Genomic DNA, 25,799 nt, shown 5'->3' with positions numbered 1-25,799 from the left:
GAGGCAGAAATTATAATGAACCGGTATCCGTTTGAATACGATCATGCCCGGCCTTTTCTTCAGCAGGTTGGAGAATGGGTCGCCGATGTTTTTTACGATATATTGCCGGAAGCCGGTTTCGAAGTGCGTGACGAACAGATCTATATGGCCTATCAGCTGGAGAGAGCGTTTGCCGAGAAGCAGACCATCTTCGCCGAAGCCGGAGTGGGAACGGGTAAAACGCTTGTCTATTTGTTGTATGCGATCTGTTACGCCAGGTACACCCGCAAACCGGCCGTAATCGCCTGTGCGGACGAATCGCTGATCGAACAATTGGCCAAGCCGGAAGGAGATCTGGCCAAGCTGGCTCGACATCTCAGTCTGGCTATTGACGCCAGAACGGCGAAATCGGCGGATCGTTACCTATGCTTGGTCAAGCTGGACAGCGCAACGCAGGGCGATGAGGATCCGGACCTTTACAGGACGCTGCACGAGGAACTGCCGGACTTTGTCCATCAATACCAAGGGCTGCAATCGTTCTACGCTTACGGAGATCGCAAGCAATATCCGCATTTGAACGATAATGAATGGAACAAGGTGAGCTGGGATCCTTTTCAGGATTGCTTCGCTTGCGAACAAAGACACCGCTGCGGTCAGACTTTATCCCGTGAACACTACAGGAAATCCGGCGATCTGATCATTTGCTCGCACGATTTTTATATGGAACATGTGTGGACATATGAGGGGCGCAAGCGTGAAGGCCAGATTCCGCTGCTGCCCGATCATTGCGCGGTCGTATTCGACGAAGGGCACTTGCTGGAAGGCGCTGCTCAGAAGGCGTTAACGTATCGGCTGAAGCATACGGTGTTTGAAGAATTGATAACCCGCTTGTTAAGGGGTGAAATACGCGAGTCGCTCGCCATGCGGATCGATGAGGCGATCGAACGCAGCGAATTGTTGTTCGAGACGTTATCCCGCCAAAGTAAGCCGATACCCGGCTCCGATCGCAAACAGATTATTTTGAACGATGCGCTGTTTGAACAGGTGCGCCTGTTCCGTCAGGTCATTGAGGCGATCGAAGAAGAGCTCGTTTTTGAGAGCGAACTGTACACCTTGAACGAATATCACCTTCGCATTGTCGAAGAGCACTTGGAAATGATTCAGAAGGCTCTCAGCCTGTTTCAAAATTCGGACACGTTGATCTGCTGGGCTGCCGAGAGCGATGACGGGCTCACTCTGGTCATCATGCCGAGGGCCGTTAAAGAGGTTCTGCGTGAAAGGGTATTCGCGCTGAATATGCCGGTCGTCTTTTCATCGGCAACATTATCCGTGAACGGATCATTCACGTATCTGGCCGAGAGCCTCGGCATCGAACGCTACGTATCCTTCAGCGTGGATTCTCCATATGATTATAGGAACCGGATGGAAGTTACGGCACCTGAATGGCCTTACGGCGCATCGTTCGCGGAGAAAATGAAAGCAGCCGTACGGCAGCTGGCACGAACGGAAGGCAGGGCGCTTATCTTATTTACCGGGAAAGAGCAGCTGCGCGGATTTAAAGAAGCAATTTCTTCTTTTGCGGAATGTGCGGACTTGCGCTTCTTGTTTGAAGGAGACGGCGAAATCAGCCACCTCATCGCCGCCTTCCAGAACGATGAAAGCAGCGTTCTTTGTGCGGTAAGCTTGTGGGAGGGTCTTGATATCCCGGGTCCGTCGCTATCGAACGTGATCATTTGGTCGCTTCCTTTTCCTCCTCAAGATCCGGTGTTTACGGCTAAACGTGAAGCGGCGGCCTCACCGTATGAAGAGGTGGATCTGCCTTATATGCTGCTTCGGCTGCAGCAAGGAATAGGGCGGTTGATTCGCACCCGCGAAGACCGCGGAATGATCGCCATTCTTAGCGAGGAAATTCATGAACAGCCCAAGCTGCGGAAGGTCATTGAGGACTTGATGCCGCAGGGGGTTCCCTTAAAAACCGACTAAAAGCTATCATATCGAGAGGTAACCCAATGAGTAAAAGCTTGCGATTTCGTGCGGATGGAAGCTTCACGATCGTGCAGTTTACAGATCTCCATTGGCAGGATGGTGGACGGCGCGATCTGAAAACCAGGGCTTTGATGGAAAAAGTATTGAAGCTTGAGCAGCCGGATCTCATCGTATTCACCGGTGACGTAATAGAGAGTCTGCACTGCAGCGATCCCCGCCGGTCTTTCCGTGAGGCGGTCGCCGTAGCGGAGCGAAGCGGGATACCCTGGGCGGTTGTGTTCGGGAATCACGATACCGAAGGCGCAGTCACAAGAGCGGATCTGATGAAGGTACAGCTGGAGCATAAAGGCACAATTGCCGAAACGGGGCCTCCAGAGCATCACGGAACCGGAAATTTCGTCGTGCCCCTGCTGGGCGGCGGGAATCGGCCGGCGGCTGCGCTTTTTTTTTCTCGACAGCGGGAGCTATTGCGAGATACCCAAAGTTAAAGGATACGATTGGATCCGAAAGGATCAGATCGACTGGTTCAGGCAGCAAACCCGTAAGCTGAAGGAAAAGAATAAAGGGCTGCCGGTGCCTGCTTTAGCGTTCTTTCATATTTCCATTCCCGAATACAAAGAAGTGTGGAGAACCAAAGTTTGCTACGGGCATCGGCTTGAAAGAGAGGGTTCGCCCCGGATCAACTCGGGAATGTTCGCGGCTATGATTGAAGAGGGCGGCATAATGGGTACGTTTGTCGGTCATGATCATTCGAATGATTACTGGGGAGAGCTTCACGGAATCCGCCTTTGTTACGGAAGGTCAACCGGCTATAATGCGTACGCGCCGTGGCTGTACCCCCGAGGCGCGCGGGTAATTCGTCTGCAAGAGAAAGAGAGCGGCCGCTTCACGACCTGGCTTCGGCTCGGTAACGGCAAAAAAATAGCCAAACAAAGAAAGCACTCGCCGTGGAATCCGGTAAGCCGCTTGCTGCGGATATTCGAACGCGATTAACTTTCGTTACTCCATGTCAGGCCATTCTTGGCAACTCTTCGGAGACGCAAGAATGGTCTTTTTACTTTGTCAACGATACAGCTTGTCTCACAAATTAAAATATTTTTCCAGTACCGAAACAAAACGTATCTGCCCCACGTCAAAAGAATAGCAACCCGCCGGTCGGAGCACGGACATACTCAAGGCGGATCATAATGAGGAGGTATCAAAATGAGAAGGACCGGCTTGTTTCTGCTTGCGCTGTTGTTATTGTTCAGTATCCCATTCACGGCCACCGCTGCCACGGACCTTACGACAGAGCAAAAATTCGAGGTTCTCAAGCAGAAGAACATCTTCACAGGATTCTCGGACGGAAGCTCGCGTTTGTATGAGTCCATGTCGCGGGAGCAGCTCGCCGCCGTTCTGTTTCGGCTGATGGAGCTGCCGGAGCAGGCATCATTCCCGAGCTACAACGATGTTCTCAGGTCCCGTTGGTCGTTCCAGGAAGTTGAGGCCGTGACCCGCGCCCGGCTGATGATGGGGGTTAAAACCCGGGCGTTCGATCCGGAGGGAACGGTGACGGTCGAGCAGCTCGCCGTAATTCTCATAAGAGCGTACGGCTTATCCGAAAGCGGCGGGGTTTTTGTTTCCGGCAAAGTGTCCAAATGGGCCAGAAGCGCGGTCAGCGCCGCACTGGAGCAAGGCTTGATTCCCAGACTGAATGATTACACCGAAGCCGCGACCCGCGGTCTGCTTGTGGAAGCCGCTTATGCCATTTATTCAGAGAACAATACAGAACCGCTCCGTGTCCGTTCAGTCGAGGCGCTCTCCTCCACAGCCTTGAAAGTGAACCTGGTCACGCCGGTAAATAACCTGGATAAGAACCAATTCACCTTAAGGGATGTCTATGGCAACAGGCTCACGATCCAACAAATCCTGTTAAGCGCCGACAGAGTGACGGTAACGTTATGGACCGACCGGCAAATCGGCGGAGTCGCTCACACCTTGTTTATTGACGGAACCGCTTGGAATTACATCTCCTTCTCGGAAGATACGACGAAACCGCAAGTTCAATCGTTTGTCAGCTCACCGAACGGCGTTATAACCGTCGTATTCTCCGAAGCTGTGGATTCGAGATCTGCGACGACGGCCGCCAACTATCAAATCAACGGCTTGAGCATTCGTAATCTTCAGCTTTCTGCAGACAATCGGACGGTTACCTTCACCACTTCGGAGCAAACACACGGCAAAACCTATCAGCTGATCGTCCGCAACGTTAAAGATCTGGCCGGCAATACCATGGATACGCGGAACGATTTGTATTTTACCGGCAATAACGACCATGCCAAACCGAAGGTAACGTTCTTCAAAATCAATGCGGATGCCTCGTTGACCGTAAGATTCAGCGAAAAATTAAATCCGCAAAGCGCGACTTCAACAGGAAACTACAGCATAGATAAAGGACTCGCGGTTCGCCAGGCTGTACTTGACGCTGACGGTGTCACGGTCACCTTGAGAACATCCGCTCAAGCGGACGCCACCTTGTACACGCTGACTGTGGCCAATGTTCGCGATACGGCCGGCAATGTCATGGATGCTTCCACACATTGGTTCGGCGGCATTGCCAATCCGGAAACTCCGGTTGACTTACAGAGCCTTCGTGCCATCGATCAGAACACAGTGGAAGTTACTTTCAGCCGCGCGATCAGCGATACCGATGTCGGAGCTTTACGCCTGACCGTCCTTACAGACAATGGTACAGCGGTGTCTACGGCGAATTGGCAGGCGTTTATACAGCGTAAAGCCGGAACCAACAATGTGGTCACCATACAGTTCCGTACGACCCAAAGTAATCCGAATTTATTCCAGGTGAGCCATGTGTACCTCGCCCGTGTATCGGGTGTGGTCGGCTTGACGACCGCCGGAGACAAGGATGAAATAGCTTTCGCAGGCACAGCGGTAGCGAACACCGTTCCAACAGTTTCGAATGTGGTGGTGTTATCTCGGAACTCGGTAAAAGTCCAGTTCAGTGAGCTTGTCAGTATTCAACCGGGTGCATTTGTTGTCAACGATGCAACGATCACCTCTGTTGTTCCGGATAGAGCAACGGGCCCTGCCAAGGAAGTTACTCTAAATTTCCGTGACGCGCTTACTGTCGGCCAAACCTATAAAATCACTTTCAAGGCCGGATTCATAAGGGACGCTGCAGGATGGAACAATCTCCAGACTACTGATATTGACTTTAAGCCTTAATCATCACAAGCCATAATAAAAATAAGTCCTTCCACCGTTACCGCGGGTGAAGGACTTATTTTTATGGAGTAGATGCGTTGACTGCCAATCCCCGACACTTTAAGATAGAAAGATTAAGTTTGAGTTCGGGAGGCAGAGGATGCGCTTTTATATCGGATATGCCGTTGTAATCAACGCGATCGCCATGTTTATGATGGCACATGACAAATCGCAAGCCCGCAAAGGCGGCAGAAGAGTGCGCGAGCGCACGCTGTTCATTCTGTCGGTGATAGGCGGGGCAATAGGCACCCTGCTGGGTATGAGAATCTGGCGGCACAAAACGAAACATCGTTCGTTTGTCATCGGTATTCCTCTGATTCTTGTCCTTCAGTGCATATGCCTGTATTGGCTGCTTATTGCGGTTTGACGGATTGCACGAGCTTTTCCAGCAGCTTGCGGGTTTCCGTCCATTTCTCATTCGCTGCCCGTACCGCAAGAATTTGTCGCTCGCCGTTCGTTTGAAGGCTCTTCAATGCCGGGCTTCCTGTAATATCTATTCCGTAAGGCTCTTCTTTGCTGTCTTCATCGGTGCGGATCGCTCGTATCCGATCCGGAGGCGCCTGAATGGACGACCATCCATCCAATGTGTCCAGCTTTTGAAAGAGATGCTGATTGACCAGTGACTTAAAGCTCGTTTCATCCAAAATATAGAGCTCCGACTTTTCGGTCATCAGGTTTAACACGCTCTTCTGCTGTAACGCCATATCCTGCTGGCTCAATATTTCCTTGGGAACGTAAGAAACGGTCGTTTTGATTCTTTTCCATTCCGGAACAAGCGCCAGCATATTTTTCTCGAGCACAGCCGGATCGGCCGCAAGGAAGCTGCCGAACGCGGTTACGGAGAGATTGGCCGGCGGCAGCTTCGCTTCTTCGTTTTTTTTGTCGATTGTTTGTTTTGTGAAAAAGCCTGCGACCAGAATGAGCAGGATCACCGCGATCACATGAAATTTATAGTAATAGAAAAAGTGAGAGATTTTACCTTGCTTGGCTTCCGTGCTGCCCTTTTCCGTTTCCACGCCGATAATCAGTTTATATGCCCGGTTAATGTCCCCAAGGTCAGGGGCACCTTCGCTCGCGTCGTTAGAATTGCTGCGATTCTGCTGGGCACGGGCTTTTTTCAAGAGCAGAAAATAGCGGTTCTCGACTTCTTCTCTGCTCGCATTCTCGGATAAGCCAAGTGTTTCATAAGCTTTTTTCAACTCTTCCATTTCCATCACTCCAGTTAGCGTGCCATTCTGTCTGCCTTTTAAGAATCATACACGAACGGCAGAACGGCGGCAATTACCGGAGCGGCCCTAAGCTACCAAGTTTTCAGCACAGATGCGGTACCGTCATCCGACGTTGCAGCGGCCCCGGACTCGAGATCCGTTTGTCCGTTTGCCGAATCGGCAGCGGCGGAAGAAGCTTTGGTTTCCATCTTGCTGGAGCCCTGGAAGACTCCGCCTGTTTCTATCGACAATTCAAGGGCCGACAAGTTACCGTGCAGTTGTCCGGAAGCCTTGATCGTCAGTTTGCCTTTGGCCGTTATATTGCCTGTTATACGTCCCGCCAAAATAACGTTGCGCGCTTTGATGTTGGAACGGGCGTCACCGTTCTCGCCGACCGTAACATCTCCCGCCGATTCAATATCCCCGATAATCCGGCCTTCCACGCGAATTCCGGCTTCGGATTTTATTTTCCCTTCGAACACGCTTCCTTCACCGATCAAGGTGTCCGTCATATTGGGATCGAATTTCGTTTTTTTGCCTTTGAACATATGGTCAACTGTCCCTTCTGGTTGCTTTGAGATATGGCTGCGGGTCGACCCTTTCGCCGTTCACGAAAACCTCGTAATGGAGATGGGGACCGGTGCTTCGGCCCGTAGAGCCGAGTTCGCCGATGATGTCGCCTTTTCTCACTTTGGCTCCGACCTCGGTCAATATTTTGCTTAAGTGGGAGTACCCTGTCTTGATTCCATTCGAATGGGCAATAACGACATGGTTTCCGTGAGCGGTTTCACGATCAGCCGTAACGACCGTGCCGTCGGCAGTGGCGTAGACCGGATCTCCGGTGTCGCCGCCAAGGTCCAGTCCGCCATGAAAGGTAGCCCGGCCCGTGAACGGATCCGTGCGAACGCCGAACAGGGAAGTGACCCTGCGGGAATCCGCCGGCCAGATGGTGGGCGTCATCCGCAGCAACTTCTGATGCTTCGCTACCGCTTGTTTCGTTCGCTCAAGCTCCGGCTGCAGCGCTTCAATCTGCTCCCCGATGGAGAGAAGGTCTTGGCGCGTTTGATCGACCAGCATCGCCATTTCGGGATCCGTAACCGGAAGCTCTTCACCGCCGGTTCCGCCGCCGTCCATGGACACATCTGCCGTGTCTCCGGCTTTGCCTTTGGAAGGGGAGGAGTCGCCGTCCTTAATGCCGACCATATCCTTTAATTGCGACTCCAGCTTCTTGATGTCGTTCATTCGACTGCCGATCGTTTTGGCTTGCTCGGAAAGTCCGGCGACTTCCGTTTGGAGCTCGTTAATATGCTCGTTTTTGTTTTTGAGGGTTTGTTCGTACTCGTCAGCAGCTGCGGAGAGCTGGCGCTGCAGCTTGCCGACTTCTCCGGTATTGCTCTGATAGAACAAGATTGCGGCTATCGCACCGACTGCCAAAACCGTCAATATTACCGCTCCGGCCGCGATAAGGCTCGCTGACAATTGAAACCGCATCACCGAGCTGTTCGCATCCGGGATCACCATGAAGGTGAACTTTTTTTGCTTCCATTTCATGACTTTCCTCCTGCTTGATACACGTTATCGTCCCGAGGTAATTCGACAAAATGGGTACATAATCCTTTTTTTCGGGAAAATTTGCAAGAATGCTTACAGTAAAAAGAGGAATTTGTCGTATAAAAGCGAATCGGTATCTAGTAGAGATTAGAATATTCTAATAAGCAGGATAGAGTCAGGAGGTTCCCTATGATCAGGTTAGCGGGTATCGATATCGGTAACGACAGCGTTAAATTGGTAGTCAACGGTTCGAACGAGCCTGTGATTATTCCTAGTATTGTGTCGCCGGGGTATGAACGCCATATTTTGCAGGAGGAAGACTCTCCTTTGAAGGCGCTCGATGTGATGGTTTACAGCCCTAAGTTGAAAAAGAAGAGCCAGCGCTACTTCGTCGGGCTTCTCGCCTCGGAGGATCAAGACAACGCGGAGCTGGAGGAGACGGACAACAAGGCGACGAGCGACCAGGCACTGATCGTTGCGCTTACGGCTTTGGCTTATGCCAGCGTGATGAACGTGGCTCATACGCTGCAGCCCGGACAATCGATCGACGAGGTGGAATATGTTATCGGCACCGGTTTGCCGGTTCGCACCTACGCCGGTTTCCATCAACTGTTCGAAGAGAGGCTGGTTGGGCAGCACGAAGTGACCTTCTTGTCGACGCCCAAGCTGAAAGGGCGCACCGTCCGCGTGAATATCCGCCGGGCGATCATATCCATTGAAGGTGCGGCGGCTTTGTTCAATATGGCGACTCACGAGAATTTGCAGGTGCGCGATGAAGAGCTCTATTACGGGTGCATAGGCATTTGTGAAATGGGAGCTTTGACGACCGATTTTCCGGTCGTGAAGCGGATGAGCATCGACAATCAATTCAGCACGGGAGAGCAGATGGGATTGGCTTCGTACCTCGATGCCATCATTCGGGACGTGGAGGACCAGTACGGCTATCGCTTCCCGAGCCGGACGAAGCTCATCCAGAGAATCCGCCGCAACGAATTCATCATTCAGCGGGTCGGCGAAGGCAGGCGGACATTCGGCCGATCGTGGACACCTATTTCAGCCGCGCCGCGCAGAAGATCGTCGATCTGATTCGCAAACGCTGGAAAAAGTATCCCGACATCCAGTGCTTCTATGTGCTCGGAGGCGGAGCTGCGGCTCTTAAGTCTTACATTCTGGAAGCTTCCGACAGTATGCGCCTTCGCTTCGTCGAAGACAGCGAGCTTCAGAACGTATACGGCTACCTCAAGCTGGCCAAGAATAAAACGACCCAATCCGAAGCGGTATAATAAAATGATAAAAACCCGTCCTGTGCAGGCAGGACGGGTTTTTGTCGTATTTCTAGCCTTTTGTCGATATCCCTTTGGCTCAGAAGAGGCGAATCACACCCTGTCAGGATTGAATCTCGCGTCCGCCGATCCATACTTTTTGCAATTCCAAAGCGTCGTTCAGGAGCAGAATGTCCGCTCTTTTGCCCGCTTCCAGCGTGCCGGTCTGATGGGCGATGCCCAGCTGGCGAGCGGGGTTGCTGCTGGCCATGCGGCTGGCCTGTTCGACCGGGACACCTACCTCCCGAACAAGGAAGCGCACAGCGCTGATCATGTTAAGCGTGCTGCCGGCCAAGCTGTCGCCTTCCTTCAGGCGGGCAACGCCACAAGTCATTCGCACCGGAAGACCGCCGAGATTGTAATCGCCATCCGGCATCCCCGCCGCAGCCATCGCATCGGTGACGAGAATGAGGTTGTCCGTTCCTTTGGCGGAATGAAGCAGCTTGATGCCTGCAGGATGCACATGGTGCCCGTCGGCGATAACCTCTGCGATAATCCGGTCATCGGTCAACACTGCGCCGACAGTTCCGGGTTCACGGTGATGGAAGATTTTCATCGCGTTAAAAGCATGTACGGCATGCCGCAAGCCCCGGTCCGCGGCCGCGGTGATCTGCTCATAAGTAGCGTCGGTATGGCCGCAGCTCGGAACGATTCCATGACGGGCAAGGCCTTCGATATAGTCGAGCGCTCCATCCGTTTCCGGCGCGAGCGTCTGTATTTTGATAATGCCGGGGAATCGGGCCGCCCAATCTTCCAACCAATCGAGCTGAGGCGGCACGATATGCGCAGGGTTTTGCGCTCCCTTCCATTTTTCGCTGATGAACGGGCCTTCAAAATGTACCCCGAGTACCTGAGCGTATGGCATCGGAGCCGACATGTAGGAGCTGATCCGTTCCAATACCCCGGTGAGATCGTCTCTGGATGCGGTAAGCGACGTCGCCAGAATGCCTGTCGTTCCGTGGGCGGCATGGAAGCGGGTGATTTCGTTCAGGCCTTCCACATCGGCATCCATGAAATCGTGACCTGCGCCGCCATGCACGTGGACATCGATGAAGCCGGGCAGCACCCAGCCGCCTTGAGCGTCAAGCACATGCGCAGTCCCGCGGTCTTCGTGTGCGGGGCTGCTGCCGATTTCCTCAATGATGCCGTCGTTAAAACGAATCCAACCTTTTTCGATCATGCCGTTAGGAGTTACGATTCGTCCGTTATGAATCAATAGTTGTCCGCTCATTTCATTCTCCTTGCCGCTGCCGAATCCAGCAGCACGATGAGATTCGGATGCGTCTGAAGCAGGGAGGCCGGACAATCCGTCGTGATGGGACCTTTCAGAGCGCGTTCCACAATTTCCGCTTTATCTTCGCCTTTCACGGCCAGCAGAATTTTCTTGGCCTTCAGAATCGTACCGACTCCTATCGTCAATGCCTGCCTGGGAACCTCGTCGATCGCGTCGAAATAACGGGCGTTCGCTTCCCGAGTCGCTTCAGCTAAATCCACGACATGCGTACCGCGGATAAGCGCATGGGCAGGCTCGTTAAAGCCGATGTGCCCGTTATGGCCGAGTCCGAGCAGCTGCAGGTCGATTTGACCCGCATTTTCGATCAACGCGTCGTAGCGCCGGCACTCCTCATGGAGATCGGGCGCATGGCCGTCGGGAATATGGCATTGGGAGGAAGGAATGTCGATATGATCGAACAAATGCTTTCTCATATAAGTATGATAGCTTTGTGAATGGTCGACCGGCAGTCCCACATATTCATCCAGGTTAAAAGTAGTTACACGGCGGAAGCTGAACATGTCTCTTTGGAACTCGCGCACGATTTCCTTATAGATTCCGACAGGCGTCCCTCCCGTAGCCAAACCGAGAACCGCCCGCGGAGTCGTTTGAATTTGGCCGATGATAATGTTCGCCGCCGCCTCGTTCAGCTTGTCATCCGAGTCAAAGGTAAGAATATTCATCGCAGTTTCCGCTCCTTTTTTCCTGTGTATCGTCTTACGGTTTGGAAGGACCGTTCGAGACGCGGGACGTATTCGTCGAAATGCTCGCTGACCAGGCCGGTGAACAAAATATCCACGACATGCAGCTGCGCCATGCGCGAGGCCATATCCCCCCGGCGCATACCGGCCTCCGAGGAAGACGTAAAGAGGCTGATGGAGGCATGCTTGGTGAGCGTACTCGACCCGAACCGGGAGATTGATAGAGTCACGGCACCTTGCTCGGCAGCAGAACGCAGGGCGTGGATCGTCTCCGGCGTTTCACCCGAGTAAGAGATTCCGACGGCTACATCTTCGGGAGTTAAGGAAGAAGCAGACGTGAGCTGCAGATGCGGATCGGAAAATGCGGCCGCCGCTTTACCGATGCGGATCAGCTTATGGAACAGATCCTGCGCGACCATTCCCGATGTGCCGGAGCCGTACAGATCGATTCGTTTGGCTTGATGGAGCATTGTAATCGCCAAGCGAAGCTGGTTCAGATCCAGAAGCTGTGTCGTGTCCGTCAACGAGCGCATATTGTTCGCCGTAATCGCGGCGACGATATCCGGCAAAGGATTGCCCGCCACAATGTCCTGATAATGAGTCGGGGCGGCGGCCGTCTGCTGGGCGAGCTCGGCTGCCAGCTTCCTTTTGAACTCGGGGAAGTTCTGGCAGTGGAGCGTTTTGCAGAATCGGGAGATCGTTGCCGTGCTGCTTCCGGAACGCTGGGCCAGCTCCGTTATCGTCATGGCCACAACATCCTGCGGCAGCTGCAGGATCATATCCGCAAGCGTTCGTTCCTTCGGATACGAGCTGTCCGTTTTCTCCTGTAAAGCATTCAGGATGCTCACATTAACACCCCTTTTTGACGAAAATTAGTTTCTCATATTCATGCCTAAAGAAGGTAATTATTTTCATATTTTATTTATACCACACGCGAACCCAAATTGACAGATTTTACCCGCACAATTATTGTCCAATCGGAAGAGAATTCGCATGTGGAATACGCCATCCCCGACAAAGCGGGGCGCCAACAAGTCCCGTCAACCTACCTCGAATCCATCGATGTAAAGGACACGAACAAGGTCAAACTGGAGCTCACAGACGGAAAAATCATACTCATTTCCCCAGAGAAAGCTTCATAATCATCATCAACGTCTCCATTTCCAGCGGATAGGAGACGTTGTTTTTTCCCCTTTTGTCGATATCCCCTTTGCTCAGCCAACCGGAGTGGTTGTTTCGGTCCTTTTGTCGATATCCCCTTCGCTTAGCAACCGGAGTGGTTGTTTCGATCCCTTTTGTCGATATCCCCTTCGCTCAGCCAATCCCAGGAATAGGTTGCAAAAATACACTTATTACAGCGGAACTGCAGTGAATGCTGGGAATAACAACGATATGCAGCTAATTCCGTCAGTTCTCGCGTTTATTGGACTACAGAGACGAAATAGTTGTATTTTTGCAATTATTCCGGTAAGTTGCACGAATTCAGAGAAAATAGTTGTAATTTCGCACTTATTCTCCCAAGCGACAGACGCACGCAGTAATGATGTAGACAGGTGGAGTTTGACACGTCAGATCAACTGGATGCAAAGCGATTTCGGCCATTTAAAGTCAACAATTTTCAAAAACACCTATCATTAATTAACGAAAATAAGTTCTGAACGACGGGGATATCGACAAAAGACTGGAAATGAGACTATGTGGTGCTGAGCGACGGGGATACCGTCAAAAGGTTGGAAAATGAGGCTACCTTCTTACTGAGCGGCGGGGATATCGACAAAAAGGGCGAGAAAGCGAATGCTTGCTCACCGTTTTCCGGCTGCCTCAATTAGGTTACTTAATCAGACAGGCCGTTGTTGACGGTGAACTGCTTTTGATAATTTGCTATTATTAAGTAGAAACTAGTTATTGCAATTTGATAATAAAGGAGGACTGGCTGTGGAGCGAATAGCGGCTGCCAGGGGAAACGAGCTTCGCTGCAAGGGCTGGAGACAGGAGCTCTGCTGCGGATGCTGGAGAATGTGCTGGAAAACGGAGAAAACCAAAAAGAGCTTACCGTATACGCCGCGTTGGCCAAAGCAGCCCGCAACTGGGATGCATACCACGCGATCGTGAACACGTTAAAAAACCTCGAAGAGAATGAAACGCTCGTCATCCAGTCGGGCAAACCGATCGGTGTGATGCGCACCCATAAGTTTGCCCCAATGGTCATCATGGCAAACTGCAACATGGTGGGAAGATGGGCAACGAGCGAAAACTTCTATAAATATCAGGAGCAGGGGCTTATCATTTGGGGCGGCTTAACGGCGGCGGCTTGGCAGTACATAGGGTCGCAGGGAGTCATCCAAGGCACATACGAAATTTTTCAATCGATTGCCAGAATGCATTTTGGCGGGGATTTGCGCGGCAGGTTTATTTTGACGGCTGGGCTCGGCGGTATGGGAGGCTCTCAGCCGTTGGCCGGAACAATGGCGGGTGCGGTAATCCTCTGCGTCGAAGTATCCGAGGCCCGCATCGACAAGAGGATTGAAGTCGGGTATTTGCAGAAGAAAACGGACAGTCTGGACGAAGCGCTCACCTGGGTGGAGGATGCCAAAAAAAATCGACAGAGCGTATCGATCGGTTTGAAAGGCAATGCGGCCGAAGTGTATCCCGAGCTGCTGCGGCGCGGAATTATTCCGGATATCGTAACGGACCAAACGTCGGCGCACGATCTTGTGTATGGCTACATACCGGCAGGACTCACATCTGAACAGGCGGTGGAGCTGCGCCAGACCGACGCGCGGCAGCTGCAAGCGATGTCCGGAGCCTCCATTGCCGAAGAAGTGAAGGCGATGCTGGAGTTCCAGCGCCAAGGCGCAATCGTGTTCGACAACGGGAACAACATCCGCTCGCAAGCCGCGCAATACGGCGTCGAGGATGCGTTTGACATCGTCGTGTTTACCGAAGGGTTTTTGCGTCCGCTGTTTGCCCGTGCAATCGGTCCGTTCCGTTGGGTCTCCTTAACCGGAGATGCGGAGGATATTCGCAAGATCGATCGTTATATTCTTGAAGAGTTCAAGGACAATGACATTGTGACGAACTGGATCCATTTGGCGAATAAGTACATACCGGTGGAGGGTCTTCCCGCGCGCATCGGCTGGTTCGGCCATGGCGACCGGACGAAACTTGCGCTGGCCGTCAATGAAATGGTGCGAAAAGGGGAGCTCAGCGGTCCGATCGCTTTCTCCAGGGATCATCTGGATGCGGGCGCAATGACCCATCCGAACATTATGACCGAAAATATGAAGGACGGCAGCGATGCGATCGCGGACTGGCCTTTGCTGAACGCCATGCTGAACTGTTCGTCTATGGCCGATCTGGTTGCCATTCACTCCGGGGGCGGCGGATACAGCGGCTATATGACGAGCGCAGGTGTGACGATTGTGGCGGACGGCAGCGAGGAAAGCGATCTGCGGCTTAAAACGACGCTCGATAACGACACGGGCATAGGCGTGCTACGTTATGCGGATGCCGGTTATGAAGAGTCGTTCGATGAAATCCGCGAAAAAGGAATTCGCCGCGTTGCGACGGAAGCGCAGCGCTGATTCGCTAAGACACATGGCGCACAGGAGCGTAATGAGAGGAGCTTATCTATATGCGTGAATTAACGATAGAAGATGTAAAAGCCGCCGTAAGAGGCGGCGCGGTATTCGCAGCAGGCGGCGGAGGCTGGGTGGATCATGGCTTGGAGATGGGAGGTGCAGCCGTCGCTGTCGGAAGACCGAAGCTTGTGTCGGTAGATGAACTGCCGGACGATGCCATAATCATCACATGTACCGCGATTGGCGCGCCTGCCGGAACCGAATGGGAAATGTGGGGCGTCGACTATATCAAGGCGGTTCAACTGTTGATGGAGCGTTTTGAAGGCAAAGTCGTGGGAGTAATGACTCCGCAGAACGGCATGTCCAGTACGACGAACGGTTGGCTTCCCGCAGCCGCGCTTGGATTGGTCGTCGTTGACGCTACAGGCGATATTCGGGCGCATCCGACAGGCAAGATGGGTTCGATGGGGCTTGCTTCCCGCACCGATTATGAGACGATCCAGGTTGTCGTCGGGGGCAGACGGGACACCGGCTCATACCTCGAACTGGTTGTCAAAGGCACTCCCGGCAAGACTTCCAACATTTTGCGCACCGCTTCCGACATGTCGGGCGGTTTTATCGCGTCGGCACGACATCCGATTCCTGCTTCGTATATCAAGCAGCATGCCGCGATTGGCGGCATTTCGATCGCGTTGGATCTCGGCAAAGCGATGATCGCAGCGGAAGCCGACGGACCTGAAGCGATTATGGACACGGTTTGCCGCGAGACAAAAGGCAGAATTCTCGGACGAGGTAAAGTTTTGAACAAAAACGTGAACTACTCCGGGGCTTTCGATATCGGTACGATCACGATGGAGGACGGCCAGGGCGGGACTCTTGTCCTGCACGTCATGAATGAGTATATGGCGGTCGACGATGGAAAGGGCAAGCGGTTAACGACTTTCCCGGATGTGATTACGACGTTCGACACGCAAACGGGGCTTCCAATAAGCGTTGGTTTTGTACGAGAAGATATGGAAATCGCTTTGTTCGCCATAGACAAACGGCACATCCCGCTGAGCTCCAGCGTGAAAGATCCGACCGTGTATCCTGAAGTGGAAAAGGCGATGGGTATTGAGCTGTCGAAATATGCTTTCGATGGGATGACAGCTCTGGAATTCTAATGGAGGGGACGGACGGGGGCATGATGGAGACGGACGGGGGCATGATGGAGTCGGTGGTATTGGACGGCCGTTCTTTAACGCTGGACAAGGTCGAGCGGATCGCAAAGCATGGCGCGCTTGTCTCGTTCGACCCCGGTGCGGAGGAGCACGTAGAACGGGCACATCGGGTCTTGAACGATCTTGCGGCGAAGGACATCCCGATTTACGGTTTGAACCGAGGCGTTGGCGTGAACAAGGACCGATTAATATCGGCAGATTTCTTTGAAGCTTACAATCGTAATTTGATTTACTCTCACAGCTCGGGTGCCCAGCCTCTGGCCGATGACGAGCAGGTGAGGGCGGTTATGGCCGTCCGGCTAAATACGCTGCTAAGCGGCGGCGCCGGCATTCAGCCGGCTGTCGTTCGCATGTACCGGGATTTTCTGAATAAAGGGGTGCATCCGGTTTTGCCGCTTCGCGGCTCTGTCGGAGCGGCGGATATCACGCTGCTGTCCCATATCGGACTGGCCATGATTGGGGCAGGCGACGTCCGATACGGCGGGGAAGTGATGAGCGCAGAGAAAGCGCTCATGCAGGCTGGGCTTCAGAAGTTGACGCTGGGCCCAAAAGACGCGCTTTCGATCGTCAGCTCCAACGCCTTATCGGCGGGAACCGGGGCGCTCGTGCTTCAAGATTGCCGCAAGCTGCTGGCGACGGCAGATGCCGTTTTTGCTCTGTCGCTGGAAGCATTCCAAGGCTCCACGGATCCATTGGATGAAGCCGTCCACAGGGTTCGGCCTTTTGAAGGCGCCTCGGACAGCGCGAGAGCGGTCCGCCTGCTTCTGCAGGGCAGCCAGCTGAGTGACGCCGATACGGCTGAGCGCATTCAAGATCCGCTGAGCTTTCGCAGTGCGTGCCAAGTGCACGGAGCTGCGAGAGATGCGCTCGCTTATGCCGAGCGCTTGATGCTGATCCAGCTGAACAGCCCGGACGATAATCCGTGTATTATCGAGGATGAGGGGCGCATCGTGCCGAACTCGAATTTCGATGTGACGACATGGGCGGTTGCTTTTGAGATGCTCGGCATTGCGCTCAGCCACGTGTCCAGAATTTCGTGCTACCGGAGCCTCAAGCTTGGAACGCCCGCTTTTACCGGGCTGGCGCGGTTTTTGACTCCGGATCCCGATCAAGCGATCGGCTTCGGAACGATCCAAAAAACTTTTACATCTCTGGATGCCGAGATCCGTCATCTTTCTAATCCGGTGTCTGCCGACTTTTACTCGCTTTCCGGCGACATGGAGGATCACGCCACCAATGCGCCGCTCGTGGTCAGAAAAACAGGCGAAATTATCCGTCTCCTCTATTACATATTGGGCATGGAAGCGATGCATGCAGCGCAGGCTGTCGACTTGCGTCAAGGGCTCAGGCTTGGCGAAGGAACACAGCATGCTTATTCCGCGATCCGGTCAGCCGTGTCATTCCTTTCCGCAGACCGGCCGTTGACGCCTGACATCGAAGCGGCGGCCGCACTTCTTGAAAGCGGAGCATTATCCCGCATTGTATTGGAACAGCAAGGGGGAACATCATATGCAAAGTAAATACGATTTAATTGTGTTCGGAGACGCAGTCCTGCCGGACGGTGTTTTATATGATCATGCCGTGTGGGTGCAACACGGAAAAATCGAGCGCATCACGAAGGCTGAAGCCGTAACGGCCGAAGATTTGGCGAATGCGGAACAAGTCATGCATGCGGAAGGCCGTTACGTTATGCCGGGTGCCATTGATGCCCATGTCCACTGTTACAGCGCCTTGAACGAAGGTTTTCTCAACGCCAGCCGGTCGGCGGCAGCGGGCGGTGTAACGACGATCATTGAAATGCCTTACGACGCAACCGGCATGATCTGCACTCTCGATGCATTCGAGGAAAAGAAGCAGCGGCTGGAAGCCGAATCGGTGGTCGATATGGCCATGCTCGTTACGATTCACAAGCAGGACGGATATGACGACATCCGCAGCTTGGCTGCCGCCGGAGCTTGCGGATTCAAGGTTTCCATGTTTAACACCGATTCCTTTCGATTCCCGCGCATTGATGACGGGCAGCTGTTCGACTCCTTTGCGGTAATCGCGGAGACCGGTGTGCCTGTGGGAGTGCATGCGGAAATCGACGAGATCGTCCGCCGGTACATTGACAAATTCAAGGATGAGGGGAGCGATCCCCGCGCCCATTCCTGGAGCCGGCCGAAGGTAAGCGAATCGGCCGCTGCGCTTACGGTACTGGAACTCGCTCATGCCACCGGTGTTAAGCTGCATTTGTACCACTGTACTTTTCCACGAGTATTCGAGCTGGTTGATTATTACCGTTCTCAAGGCGTTCAAGTGACGGCCGAAACCTGTACGCATTATTTGATGTTCAGTGAAGAAGACATGCCGAGGCTGAAAGGGCGGGGCAAAATCAATCCGCCGCTCCGCTCCCCGGAAGATGTAGAGGGACTATGGGAACTTGCGAAAAAAGGCTCGATCGACCTCATTACTTCCGACCACGCGCCGTGGCCGCTGGACAGAAAGAATGACGATTCGAACATTTTCAACAACGCTTCCGGAGCGCCCGGCGTCGAACAGCTCCTGCCGGTTCTGTACAGCGAAGGGGTTGCCAAGGGGCGGCTGTCAATGAACGATCTGGTTCGGCTGCTGTGCGAAAAACCGGCATCGGTGTTCGGACTCGGACACCGCAAAGGTAAAATACAGCCCGGTTATGATGCGGATCTCGTCGTCCTTGATCCGGCTGCAAGCGGAATACTGGACGAGCGTGAACTGCACTCCAGCGCCGGTTGGAGCCCTTATGACGGATTGGAAATGCGGGGCTGCGTGACGCACAGCATTGTCAGAGGAACTCTGGTCTATGACGCGGACAACGACAAATTCGCGGAAGCGGGGCATGGGCGATTTATCCCGGCGGTGCATCGGTCATGACGGACAGGAGGAACAACAAATGAGTACCCCTCCGCACACCTTGAAGCCGAACACGGATCGACTGGCCGAGGATCTCAAAGCATTATCACAGATTGTCGATACGACTAAGGCGGGTTGGACCCGACGCTCGTTTACCGAATGGTATGATCGCGGACGGGATTGGCTGAAGCAGCGGATGGCCGAAGCCGGACTCGAGGTCCGGGTCGACGCAGCATCCAACCTGATCGGAACACGACAGGGCGCTGATCCTACGCTTCCAACAATCATGATCGGTTCCCACACTGACACGGTGAACGGCGGAGGCCGGTTCGACGGTATTATCGGCGTGCTTGCCGGTATCGAAATCGTCCGGATGCTCAATGAGTCCGGCGCACAACTGCGGCATACACTTGACATCGTTGATTTTACAGCGGAGGAACCGAGCGAATTCGGCATTTCAACGGTCGGCAGCCGGGGAATGGTCGGCAATCTGTCCGCGGAGATGCTGGAGCGCACCGACCCGGCAGGCCGCACGCTCCGTGAGGCGATTTCCGCGCTGGGAGGCAGTCCGGACGAGCTCGACCGGAACATCCGTACCGCGGCCGAGCTGGCGCTGTACCTGGAGCTTCATATCGAGCAAGGCCCGGTATTGGAGCAAACCGGCAAAACACTTGGCGTAGTCACCGGCATCGTCGGCATCCACCGTTATCGGGTGAGCATCGCCGGACAACCGAATCATGCCGGCACGACTCCGATGAACATGCGTTTTGACGCGTTGGCCGGCTTCTGTGAAATCGGCCAGGCATTTGAACGGCTGTGCCGGGAAAAATATCTCACCGACGTAGTCGGGACGATCGGGAGAATCCGTAACGATCCGAACGCCTCGAACGTCATCCCGGGACTGGTGGAGTTCGATATGGAAATTCGCTCCCTCGACATGAACCTGTGTCAGGCGATTTACGACGCTTTCGAGCGCGAATCGCATCGCATCGCCGAAGACCGGGAGCTTACCGTCAGCTTCGAGCCGCTGTCGAAATCCGAGGCGATTGAAGTTCCGCGCGGAATACGTCGTCTTCTAATGGATGTATGCCCGGATGTCGCACCGACGATGGAATTGCCGAGCGGTGCCGGGCATGACGCCAACCAATTGGCTTCGATCGCACCGATCGGAATGCTTTTTGTCCCGAGCAAAGGCGGTATAAGCCACAATCCGGAAGAGTGGACGGACCTTGCGCAAGTGGCCGCAGGTGTTGAAGCGCTCGCCCGGGCAATGGTTGTATATGACGAATCTGCCGGCTCGATTAATTCCTATTGACGCAGTGGGTATTAATTCGTAAAATGAATCAAAATGGTAGTAAGTTATCGAATTATGATAATTACCAGCGATCAACGATGAAATGAGGGATTCGCGTGGATGTCCTGGCAGACGCATATGCGTATGTCCTTGAGAACACAGATCGCTTTTGGGAAGCGCTCCGCGTGCATGTTTCAATCAGCTTGTGCGCTCTGCTCGCAGCCATCGTCATCTGTGTCCCGCTCGGTATTTTATGTGCCAAGAAGCAATGGTTGTCCGCCCCGATCATGGGAACGTTCAATTCCTTGCGGGTCATACCTAGCCTCGCGATTCTGGTTGCGGTTTTACCGCTGCTCGGGACAGGGTTCGCACCTGCCCTCGTGGCGCTGACAGTACTCGCGTGCCCGCCTATTCTTGTGAACACGTATCTGGGTTTTCGCGGGGTAGATCCGTTTGTGCTTGAGTCCGCATCAGGTATGGGAATGGGGCCGAACCGCATACTGCGCAAAATCGAGTTTCCTCTCGCGATGCCCCTCATTCTATCCGGTGTGAGGACGGCGGCGGTTGAAGTGGTAGCCAGCGCAACGCTCGCGGCTTTCATCGGGGGCGGAGGTCTCGGCACCTTCATCATAAATGGGCTGGGCATGTACAATTACTCACTGCTGCTGGTTGGAGCCGTGCCTGTAGCGCTGCTGGCGATTTTCTCTGAAATTGTTTTCGCGGTCATCGAAAGAACAGCAACAAAATTTCAAAGAGCATAGAGGGAGTCGATAACACAATGAAAAAATTATTTTCGCTGCTGAGTGTCGTTCTGATTACAAGCTTGATCCTGGCTGCATGCGGAGCCCAAAACAACGGTAACAAAGAGGGCGGCGCCGAAGGCCAGCCTGCGGCGGACAAGCCCGCGCTGACGATCGGCTCGAAAAACTTCACGGAGTCGCTCATTCTCGGAGAGATGTATTCCCTTGCTTTGGAGAACGCGGGTTACAAAATCACTCGCAAGCTCAATCTCGGCGGAACGTTAGTCGCCCACGAAGCTTTGAAAAAAGGCGATATCGACATGTACCCCGAATATACCGGCACCGGTCTGATCAATGTGCTGCAATCGGCTCCGAAGTCGGATGCGCAAGCGGTATATGATGAAGTGTCCAAAGGCTACAAAGAACAATTCAACCTCATCTGGCTGGAGCCTACCGACGCCAATGACTCGCAAGGTCTCGTTACGACGAAAAAAGTGTCCGACAAATATAACATCCACACCATTTCGGATCTGCAAAAGCACGCAAAAGAGCTGAACATGGCCGCCGTTCCTGAATTTGAAGAGCGCGAAGACGGCTTGAAAGGCTTGAACAAAGCGTATGGGCAATTCGATTTCAAAAGCATGAAGCTGTACGACTACGGCATCAAATACCGCGTTATTCTGGACGGCGAAGCAGACGCGACAGTCGGTTTCACGACGGATGGGGATTTGACCAACAAAGACCTCGTGCTGCTGGAAGACGACAAGAAGTTCTGGCCTCCATACTACGTTGCGCCGGTAATCCGCGGTGAAACGCTGGACAAAGACGCGAACATCGCAAAAGTGCTGAATGAAGTATCCGCTAAACTGGATACCGAGAAGGTTCAAGCACTGAACGCCGAAGTGGACGTGAACAAAAAAGAATACGAAGACGTCGCCCAGGATTTCCTGAAAAAAGAAGGTCTTCTGAAGTAATTCGTTTCCGATGCAAAGGCTTCTCCGTTAACGGAGAAGCTCCCTGCTCTGAGGGGAGTAATCAACCTATGACAACAGACAACGCGATCGTGTTCGATCGCGTTACGAAGACGTTTCCCGCAGCGTCCAAGCCCTCTGTTAACGAGACAAGCCTGACGATTGACAAAGGCATGTTCGTGACGATTCTCGGAACTTCGGGAAGCGGCAAAACAACATTGCTGAAAATGGTCAACCGCATCATCGAGCCTACATCGGGAACCATTTCGGTGTTCGGTAAAGACGTGCGGGCGCTTCCGCTCACCGAGCTCAGGCAGAGCATCGGCTACGTCATCCAGCAGGTGGGACTGTTTCCGCATATGACGATCGAGCAGAATATCGCGACCGTACCGAACATACTGGGCTGGGACCGCGAGAAGACCAACGGGCGGATCAAGTACTTGATGGATCTCGTCCATTTACCCGCGGACTTCAGGCAGCGGTATCCCCGTCAGCTTTCCGGCGGACAGCAGCAGCGAGTAGGTATCGCGAGGGCGATGGCAGGGGATCCGGAGGTGCTGCTCATGGACGAGCCCTTCGGAGCGATTGATGCGATTACGCGAACGAGGCTTCAGGATGATTTTCTGGACATACAGCGGCAGCTTGGCAAGACGGTCCTTTTCGTAACCCATGACGTGGATGAAGCGCTCAAGCTGGGGAATCGCATCGTCGTGATGAACGAGGGCTCGATACAGCAGTTTGATACCCCTCTTGGCATGGTGTCCAATCCGGCCAACGAGTTTGTCCGGCAGCTGATCGGTTCCGACAATCTGTTCCTGCGGCTGCAATTGATCCGGGCAGAAGAGAAAATGACCGCGTTGACCGAGCCTGCGCGCGCAGAAGAAGCGCATATTTGCACGGACGACAATTTACGGGAGGCGCTCCAGCTGCTGCTGCGGCAAGATGCGCGCCGTGTAATCGTTGACAACGCCCAGGGCACGGCAGTGGGCCAACTTACATTGGATTTGATCAAGATGGACCGGCAGGGGTGAGCGTGAAATGATCAATTATTGGAACCGGCATTACGACGATTTGTTCCGTATGCTCAGAGAACATTTGACGCTTACCTTGATCTCGCTCGTCATTGCGCTCGCCATTGCCCTTCCGGTCGGTTACCTGCTTTCCAAGTATCGCCGCGTATCGATCCCGGTCATGTCCGTGCTCGGCATTATTTATGCCGTACCCAGTCTCGGCATGTTCGCCTTGCTCATTCCATGGGTCGGCCTCGGAATGAAGCCTGCCATAATCGCGCTGGTCGTCTACAGCCAGCTTATTCTCGTCCGCAGCGTCATTTCCGGATTTCAATCCATCGAACCGTCGGTCATCGAAGCAGGCAAGGGTATGGGACTGAGCCGCTGGCAGCTGTTCCGGCGCATCGAGTTCCCCCTAGCTCTCCCTATCGTGCTTGGAGGCTTACGGGTAGCGTCCGTGTCGGTCATCGGCATCGCCACTATCGCGGCGTGGGTGAATGCCGGCGGTCTCGGCGTTGTGCTGTTCGAAGGCTTGTACCAGAATTCCGCTCCGAAAATTTTCTGGGGCACTTTGTTCGTATCGGCTCTGGCGATTATCGTGAATCAACTGCTCTTATACTTGGAAAGAACAGCGATGTCACGGGCGCGCGGGGAACGTGCGGCATGAGAAAACGGCGTGAGGTGTTGACGTGAACGGAACCCAGACATTGGGCAGAGCCATCGATATCTTGTTTGTTTTGGCGGAGTCCCGCACAACGTTGACGGTAAGCGATATTGCCGAGAAAGTATCCATTCCGGAAAGCACGGCGTACCGTTTCATCCAGACGCTGATCAAGAACGGATTTGTCGAGCGCAAAGGCAGGGGCCGGATCGGTCTCGGCCTCCGCATTTTCGATTTGGCGCGAAGCCTGTCCTTGCAGATCGAACGGGAATTGCTGGCGATCGCAAGGCCCGTTATGGAGGAACTGACCAATCGTACGAACGAAACGACCGTACTGTTCATTCGCTCCGGCTCTAAAGCCATCTGCATCGAGCATGTTACGAGCCGCCGGCTCATCCGGATGTCCATCGAGAACGGCAGAGTTCTGCCGCTTCACTCCGGCGCCTCAGGCAAGACGCTGCTGGCGTTCGAGAATGAGAAGGTGGCCGGAGAATTGCTCATCGCGCTCGAGCCCGATTGTAAAAGGCGTCCGCTGGAGAAACAACTGGCCGAAATCCGGGACACCGGGTATTGCTTGACGCTTGGCGAGGTGGATATCGATGCGTTTGCCATTGCGGCGCCTATTTTCGATACGCAGCACCGGATTGCCGCAAGCTTGTCCGTCGCCGGTCCCATTCATCGATTGAACGAGGACAACAGAGCGCCGATCATCGAAGCTTTGAAAGCCGCCGCGCTGCAGATCTCGAATAAAATGGGAGCCGCCATGTAGCGGCGATACTGTGTTCATATACTGTGAGGACGCCCCCTAAAGGGGCGTTTTATGTTGACGGGACGGACAGAAAGGTGAAATAATGTTAACGCTTACACAAACAACCCGGATTCGTTTTGATTGCCGGTATAACAGATTATCCCGATGTAGATCAGCGAAACTATCGACACCAAGGGGATGTTCATGCATGGAACACTATGACGTAATAGTCGTGGGTGCGGGCTCGATGGGTATGTCATCGGGGTATCATTTGGCTGCAAAAGGGCTGAGGACACTCCTGATTGATGCTAACGATCCGCCTCATACAAGCGGCTCACACCATGGCGAAACCCGTATTATACGGCATGCCTACGGCGAGGGCCGCGAATATACACCGATGGCTTTGCGCGCTCAGAAGCTGTGGCGTGATCTGGAGAAAGAGACGGATCGCAAGCTGTTCATTCCGACCGGATTCCTGCAAGCGGGCGAGCCTGGATCCGCGATGCTCACTGAAATGATGGACAGCGCGGCGGAGCACAACGTTCCGATGGAGATCCTCGTCATTGAGGAAATTCGCAGGCGCTGGCCCGCGCTTGCACTGCCGGATTCGGCGATTGGCTGTTATGAGAGAGACAGCGGCGTGCTGCTGTGCGAAGAGTGCATCGCCGCTTACCGGTATGCGGCTCTGGCTCGCGGTGCCGAACTAAAGGTCAATACCCGCGTGACGGCAATCGAGCCGGATCCGGAAGGCGTCATCGTGACTACTGCTGACGGCGCATCTTATCGCGCGGAAGCTGCAATCGTGACGGCAGGCAAATTTGCAGGGCCTATGCTGCAAAGCGTAGGACTGGCGCCGCCGCTTCAGCCCATCCGCAAGACGGTAGCCTGGTTCCCGGACGAGAACGGGCAATATGATGCGGGGCGCTTCCCTGCTTTCCTTTTTGATTTACCCGAGGGCATTTATTACGGATTTCCCAGTATCGAAGGTTCGGGTGTCAAGGCCGGGAGGCATGACGGTGAACACCGCCCGGCACCGACAGAAGGACCGCTGCCACCGTTCGGCAGTTACGCGGATGATGGCGAGGATGTGGCTGCGTATGTGCAGCGCTACATGCCGGGCGTTTCCCCTAAAGCACAAAAGGGCTCGACTTGCACTTATACGATGACGCCGGACGAACATTTCATCCTTGACCGTCATCCTGACTATTCCCACATTCTGCTGGGCGCGGGTTTCTCGGGCCATGGTTTCAAGTTTGCCAGCGTCATAGGAGAAATACTCTCTCAGCTTGCGGCGAACGAATCTCCCGGATTTGATATTTCGCTTTTCTCGCTTGATAGATTCGGCACAGTGCCTCGAAAAGCAGATGACAAAGATGGAACGAGGAATATATTTTGACGGATGACCTTTTTGAAAGACTA

At 53.8% G+C, this 25,799-nt stretch carries 25 protein-coding genes; 19 read left to right on the top strand and 6 right to left on the bottom strand.

Annotated features, from left to right (window positions below; genetic code table 11):
* Positions 1-15: 15 nt before the first annotated feature.
* The 5 genes from SD71_RS05650 to SD71_RS05635 all read left to right on the top strand — a co-directional run bounded on the left by SD71_RS05650 (position 16) and on the right by SD71_RS05635 (position 5,596).
* Positions 16-1,962 carry an ATP-dependent DNA helicase gene (locus SD71_RS05650; protein ID WP_041060781.1) on the top strand — a complete coding sequence of 649 codons (1,947 nt, stop codon included), beginning with the start codon at positions 16-18 and terminating at the stop codon, positions 1,960-1,962.
* A gap of 26 nt (positions 1,963-1,988) precedes the next feature.
* Entirely contained in the window at positions 1,989-2,453 is a 465-nt protein-coding gene (locus tag SD71_RS25815; protein WP_326998702.1) for a metallophosphoesterase, read from the top strand.
* An 85-nt stretch (positions 2,454-2,538) separates the two neighbouring features.
* Positions 2,539-2,958 (top strand): metallophosphoesterase family protein, encoded by a 420-nt coding sequence (locus tag SD71_RS25810; RefSeq protein WP_326998701.1) that lies wholly within the window; start codon positions 2,539-2,541, stop codon positions 2,956-2,958.
* A 210-nt stretch (positions 2,959-3,168) separates the two neighbouring features.
* Positions 3,169-5,190: an Ig-like domain-containing protein gene (locus tag SD71_RS05640; RefSeq protein ID WP_041060780.1), complete on the top strand. Its 2,022-nt coding sequence runs from the start codon at positions 3,169-3,171 to the stop codon at positions 5,188-5,190.
* A 139-nt stretch (positions 5,191-5,329) separates the two neighbouring features.
* Positions 5,330-5,596 (top strand): DUF1294 domain-containing protein, encoded by a 267-nt coding sequence (locus SD71_RS05635; protein ID WP_041060778.1) that lies wholly within the window; start codon positions 5,330-5,332, stop codon positions 5,594-5,596.
* Here SD71_RS05635 and SD71_RS05630 read toward each other — a convergent pair.
* The 3 genes from SD71_RS05630 to SD71_RS05620 form a co-directional block, all read right to left on the bottom strand.
* Positions 5,583-6,437 carry a hypothetical protein gene (locus SD71_RS05630; protein ID WP_041060776.1) on the bottom strand — a complete coding sequence of 285 codons (855 nt, stop codon included), beginning with the start codon at positions 6,435-6,437 and terminating at the stop codon, positions 5,583-5,585. The genes SD71_RS05635 and SD71_RS05630 overlap by 14 nt on opposite strands.
* Before the next feature lie 92 nt (positions 6,438-6,529).
* Entirely contained in the window at positions 6,530-6,985 is a 456-nt protein-coding gene (locus SD71_RS05625) for a bactofilin family protein (protein ID WP_041060774.1), read from the bottom strand.
* 4 nt (positions 6,986-6,989) lie between these two features.
* A complete protein-coding gene (locus SD71_RS05620) occupies positions 6,990-7,988 on the bottom strand; it encodes a peptidoglycan DD-metalloendopeptidase family protein (RefSeq protein ID WP_041060772.1) in 999 nt (332 codons plus the stop codon).
* A gap of 189 nt (positions 7,989-8,177) precedes the next feature.
* Between SD71_RS05620 and SD71_RS05615 the strand changes: the two genes are divergently transcribed.
* Complete coding sequence (locus tag SD71_RS05615; protein WP_235427012.1) at positions 8,178-9,074, top strand: ParM/StbA family protein; 897 nt, start codon at positions 8,178-8,180, stop codon at positions 9,072-9,074.
* The gene (locus SD71_RS24735; RefSeq protein ID WP_235427011.1) at positions 9,029-9,271 is read left to right on the top strand and encodes a hypothetical protein; all 243 of its coding nucleotides are present in this window, start codon (positions 9,029-9,031) and stop codon (positions 9,269-9,271) included. Before SD71_RS05615 ends, SD71_RS24735 begins: the two co-directional genes overlap by 46 nt.
* A gap of 103 nt (positions 9,272-9,374) precedes the next feature.
* Here the strand turns inward: SD71_RS24735 and nagA are convergent, their stop codons facing one another.
* The 3 genes from nagA to SD71_RS05600 are packed head-to-tail and all read right to left on the bottom strand — an operon-like array spanning position 9,375 to position 12,132.
* Positions 9,375-10,541, bottom strand: a complete 1,167-nt coding sequence (gene nagA / locus SD71_RS05610; RefSeq protein ID WP_041060769.1) for an N-acetylglucosamine-6-phosphate deacetylase — start codon at positions 10,539-10,541, stop codon at positions 9,375-9,377.
* A complete protein-coding gene (gene nagB / locus SD71_RS05605) occupies positions 10,538-11,266 on the bottom strand; it encodes a glucosamine-6-phosphate deaminase (RefSeq protein WP_041060767.1) in 729 nt (242 codons plus the stop codon). Before nagB ends, nagA begins: the two co-directional genes overlap by 4 nt.
* Positions 11,263-12,132 (bottom strand): MurR/RpiR family transcriptional regulator, encoded by an 870-nt coding sequence (locus SD71_RS05600; protein WP_041060765.1) that lies wholly within the window; start codon positions 12,130-12,132, stop codon positions 11,263-11,265. Before SD71_RS05600 ends, nagB begins: the two co-directional genes overlap by 4 nt.
* A gap of 147 nt (positions 12,133-12,279) precedes the next feature.
* On the opposite strand from SD71_RS05600, the gene SD71_RS23865 reads away from it, so the two are divergent.
* The 12 genes from SD71_RS23865 to solA all read left to right on the top strand — a co-directional run bounded on the left by SD71_RS23865 (position 12,280) and on the right by solA (position 25,776).
* Entirely contained in the window at positions 12,280-12,426 is a 147-nt protein-coding gene (locus SD71_RS23865) for a hypothetical protein (protein ID WP_161793340.1), read from the top strand.
* An 864-nt stretch (positions 12,427-13,290) separates the two neighbouring features.
* The gene (locus SD71_RS05595; protein WP_326998700.1) at positions 13,291-14,868 is read left to right on the top strand and encodes a urocanate hydratase; all 1,578 of its coding nucleotides are present in this window, start codon (positions 13,291-13,293) and stop codon (positions 14,866-14,868) included.
* Positions 14,869-14,918: 50 nt separating this feature from the next.
* Complete coding sequence (locus SD71_RS05590; protein WP_041060763.1) at positions 14,919-16,028, top strand: DUF917 domain-containing protein; 1,110 nt, start codon at positions 14,919-14,921, stop codon at positions 16,026-16,028.
* Between the two features lie 20 nt (positions 16,029-16,048).
* Positions 16,049-17,605 (top strand): HAL/PAL/TAL family ammonia-lyase, encoded by a 1,557-nt coding sequence (locus SD71_RS05585; protein WP_235427010.1) that lies wholly within the window; start codon positions 16,049-16,051, stop codon positions 17,603-17,605.
* Positions 17,595-18,977, top strand: coding sequence for a dihydroorotase (locus SD71_RS05580; RefSeq protein WP_041060761.1), 1,383 nt, complete (start codon positions 17,595-17,597; stop codon positions 18,975-18,977). Before SD71_RS05585 ends, SD71_RS05580 begins: the two co-directional genes overlap by 11 nt.
* 19 nt (positions 18,978-18,996) lie before the next feature.
* Positions 18,997-20,271 (top strand): Zn-dependent hydrolase, encoded by a 1,275-nt coding sequence (locus SD71_RS05575; RefSeq protein WP_041060759.1) that lies wholly within the window; start codon positions 18,997-18,999, stop codon positions 20,269-20,271.
* A 95-nt stretch (positions 20,272-20,366) separates the two neighbouring features.
* Entirely contained in the window at positions 20,367-21,011 is a 645-nt protein-coding gene (locus SD71_RS05570) for an ABC transporter permease (RefSeq protein WP_041060757.1), read from the top strand.
* Positions 21,012-21,028: 17 nt separating this feature from the next.
* Positions 21,029-21,964 (top strand): ABC transporter substrate-binding protein, encoded by a 936-nt coding sequence (locus tag SD71_RS05565; protein WP_041060754.1) that lies wholly within the window; start codon positions 21,029-21,031, stop codon positions 21,962-21,964.
* 68 nt (positions 21,965-22,032) lie between these two features.
* Complete coding sequence (locus SD71_RS05560; RefSeq protein ID WP_041060752.1) at positions 22,033-22,992, top strand: ABC transporter ATP-binding protein; 960 nt, start codon at positions 22,033-22,035, stop codon at positions 22,990-22,992.
* 7 nt (positions 22,993-22,999) lie between these two features.
* Positions 23,000-23,638, top strand: a complete 639-nt coding sequence (locus SD71_RS05555; RefSeq protein WP_041060750.1) for an ABC transporter permease — start codon at positions 23,000-23,002, stop codon at positions 23,636-23,638.
* 22 nt (positions 23,639-23,660) lie between these two features.
* Positions 23,661-24,401: an IclR family transcriptional regulator gene (locus SD71_RS05550; protein WP_041060748.1), complete on the top strand. Its 741-nt coding sequence runs from the start codon at positions 23,661-23,663 to the stop codon at positions 24,399-24,401.
* Positions 24,402-24,588: 187 nt separating this feature from the next.
* Positions 24,589-25,776, top strand: coding sequence for an N-methyl-L-tryptophan oxidase (solA, locus tag SD71_RS05545; protein ID WP_052475998.1), 1,188 nt, complete (start codon positions 24,589-24,591; stop codon positions 25,774-25,776).
* Positions 25,777-25,799 lie beyond the last annotated feature (23 nt).

The sequence above is a fragment of the Cohnella kolymensis genome, from assembly GCF_000829465.1.
Lineage (GTDB): Bacteria > Bacillota > Bacilli > Paenibacillales > Paenibacillaceae > Cohnella > Cohnella kolymensis.
The sequence above is the reverse complement of the archived record's forward strand: the minus strand, read 5'-3'. Positions and strand labels throughout refer to the sequence as shown.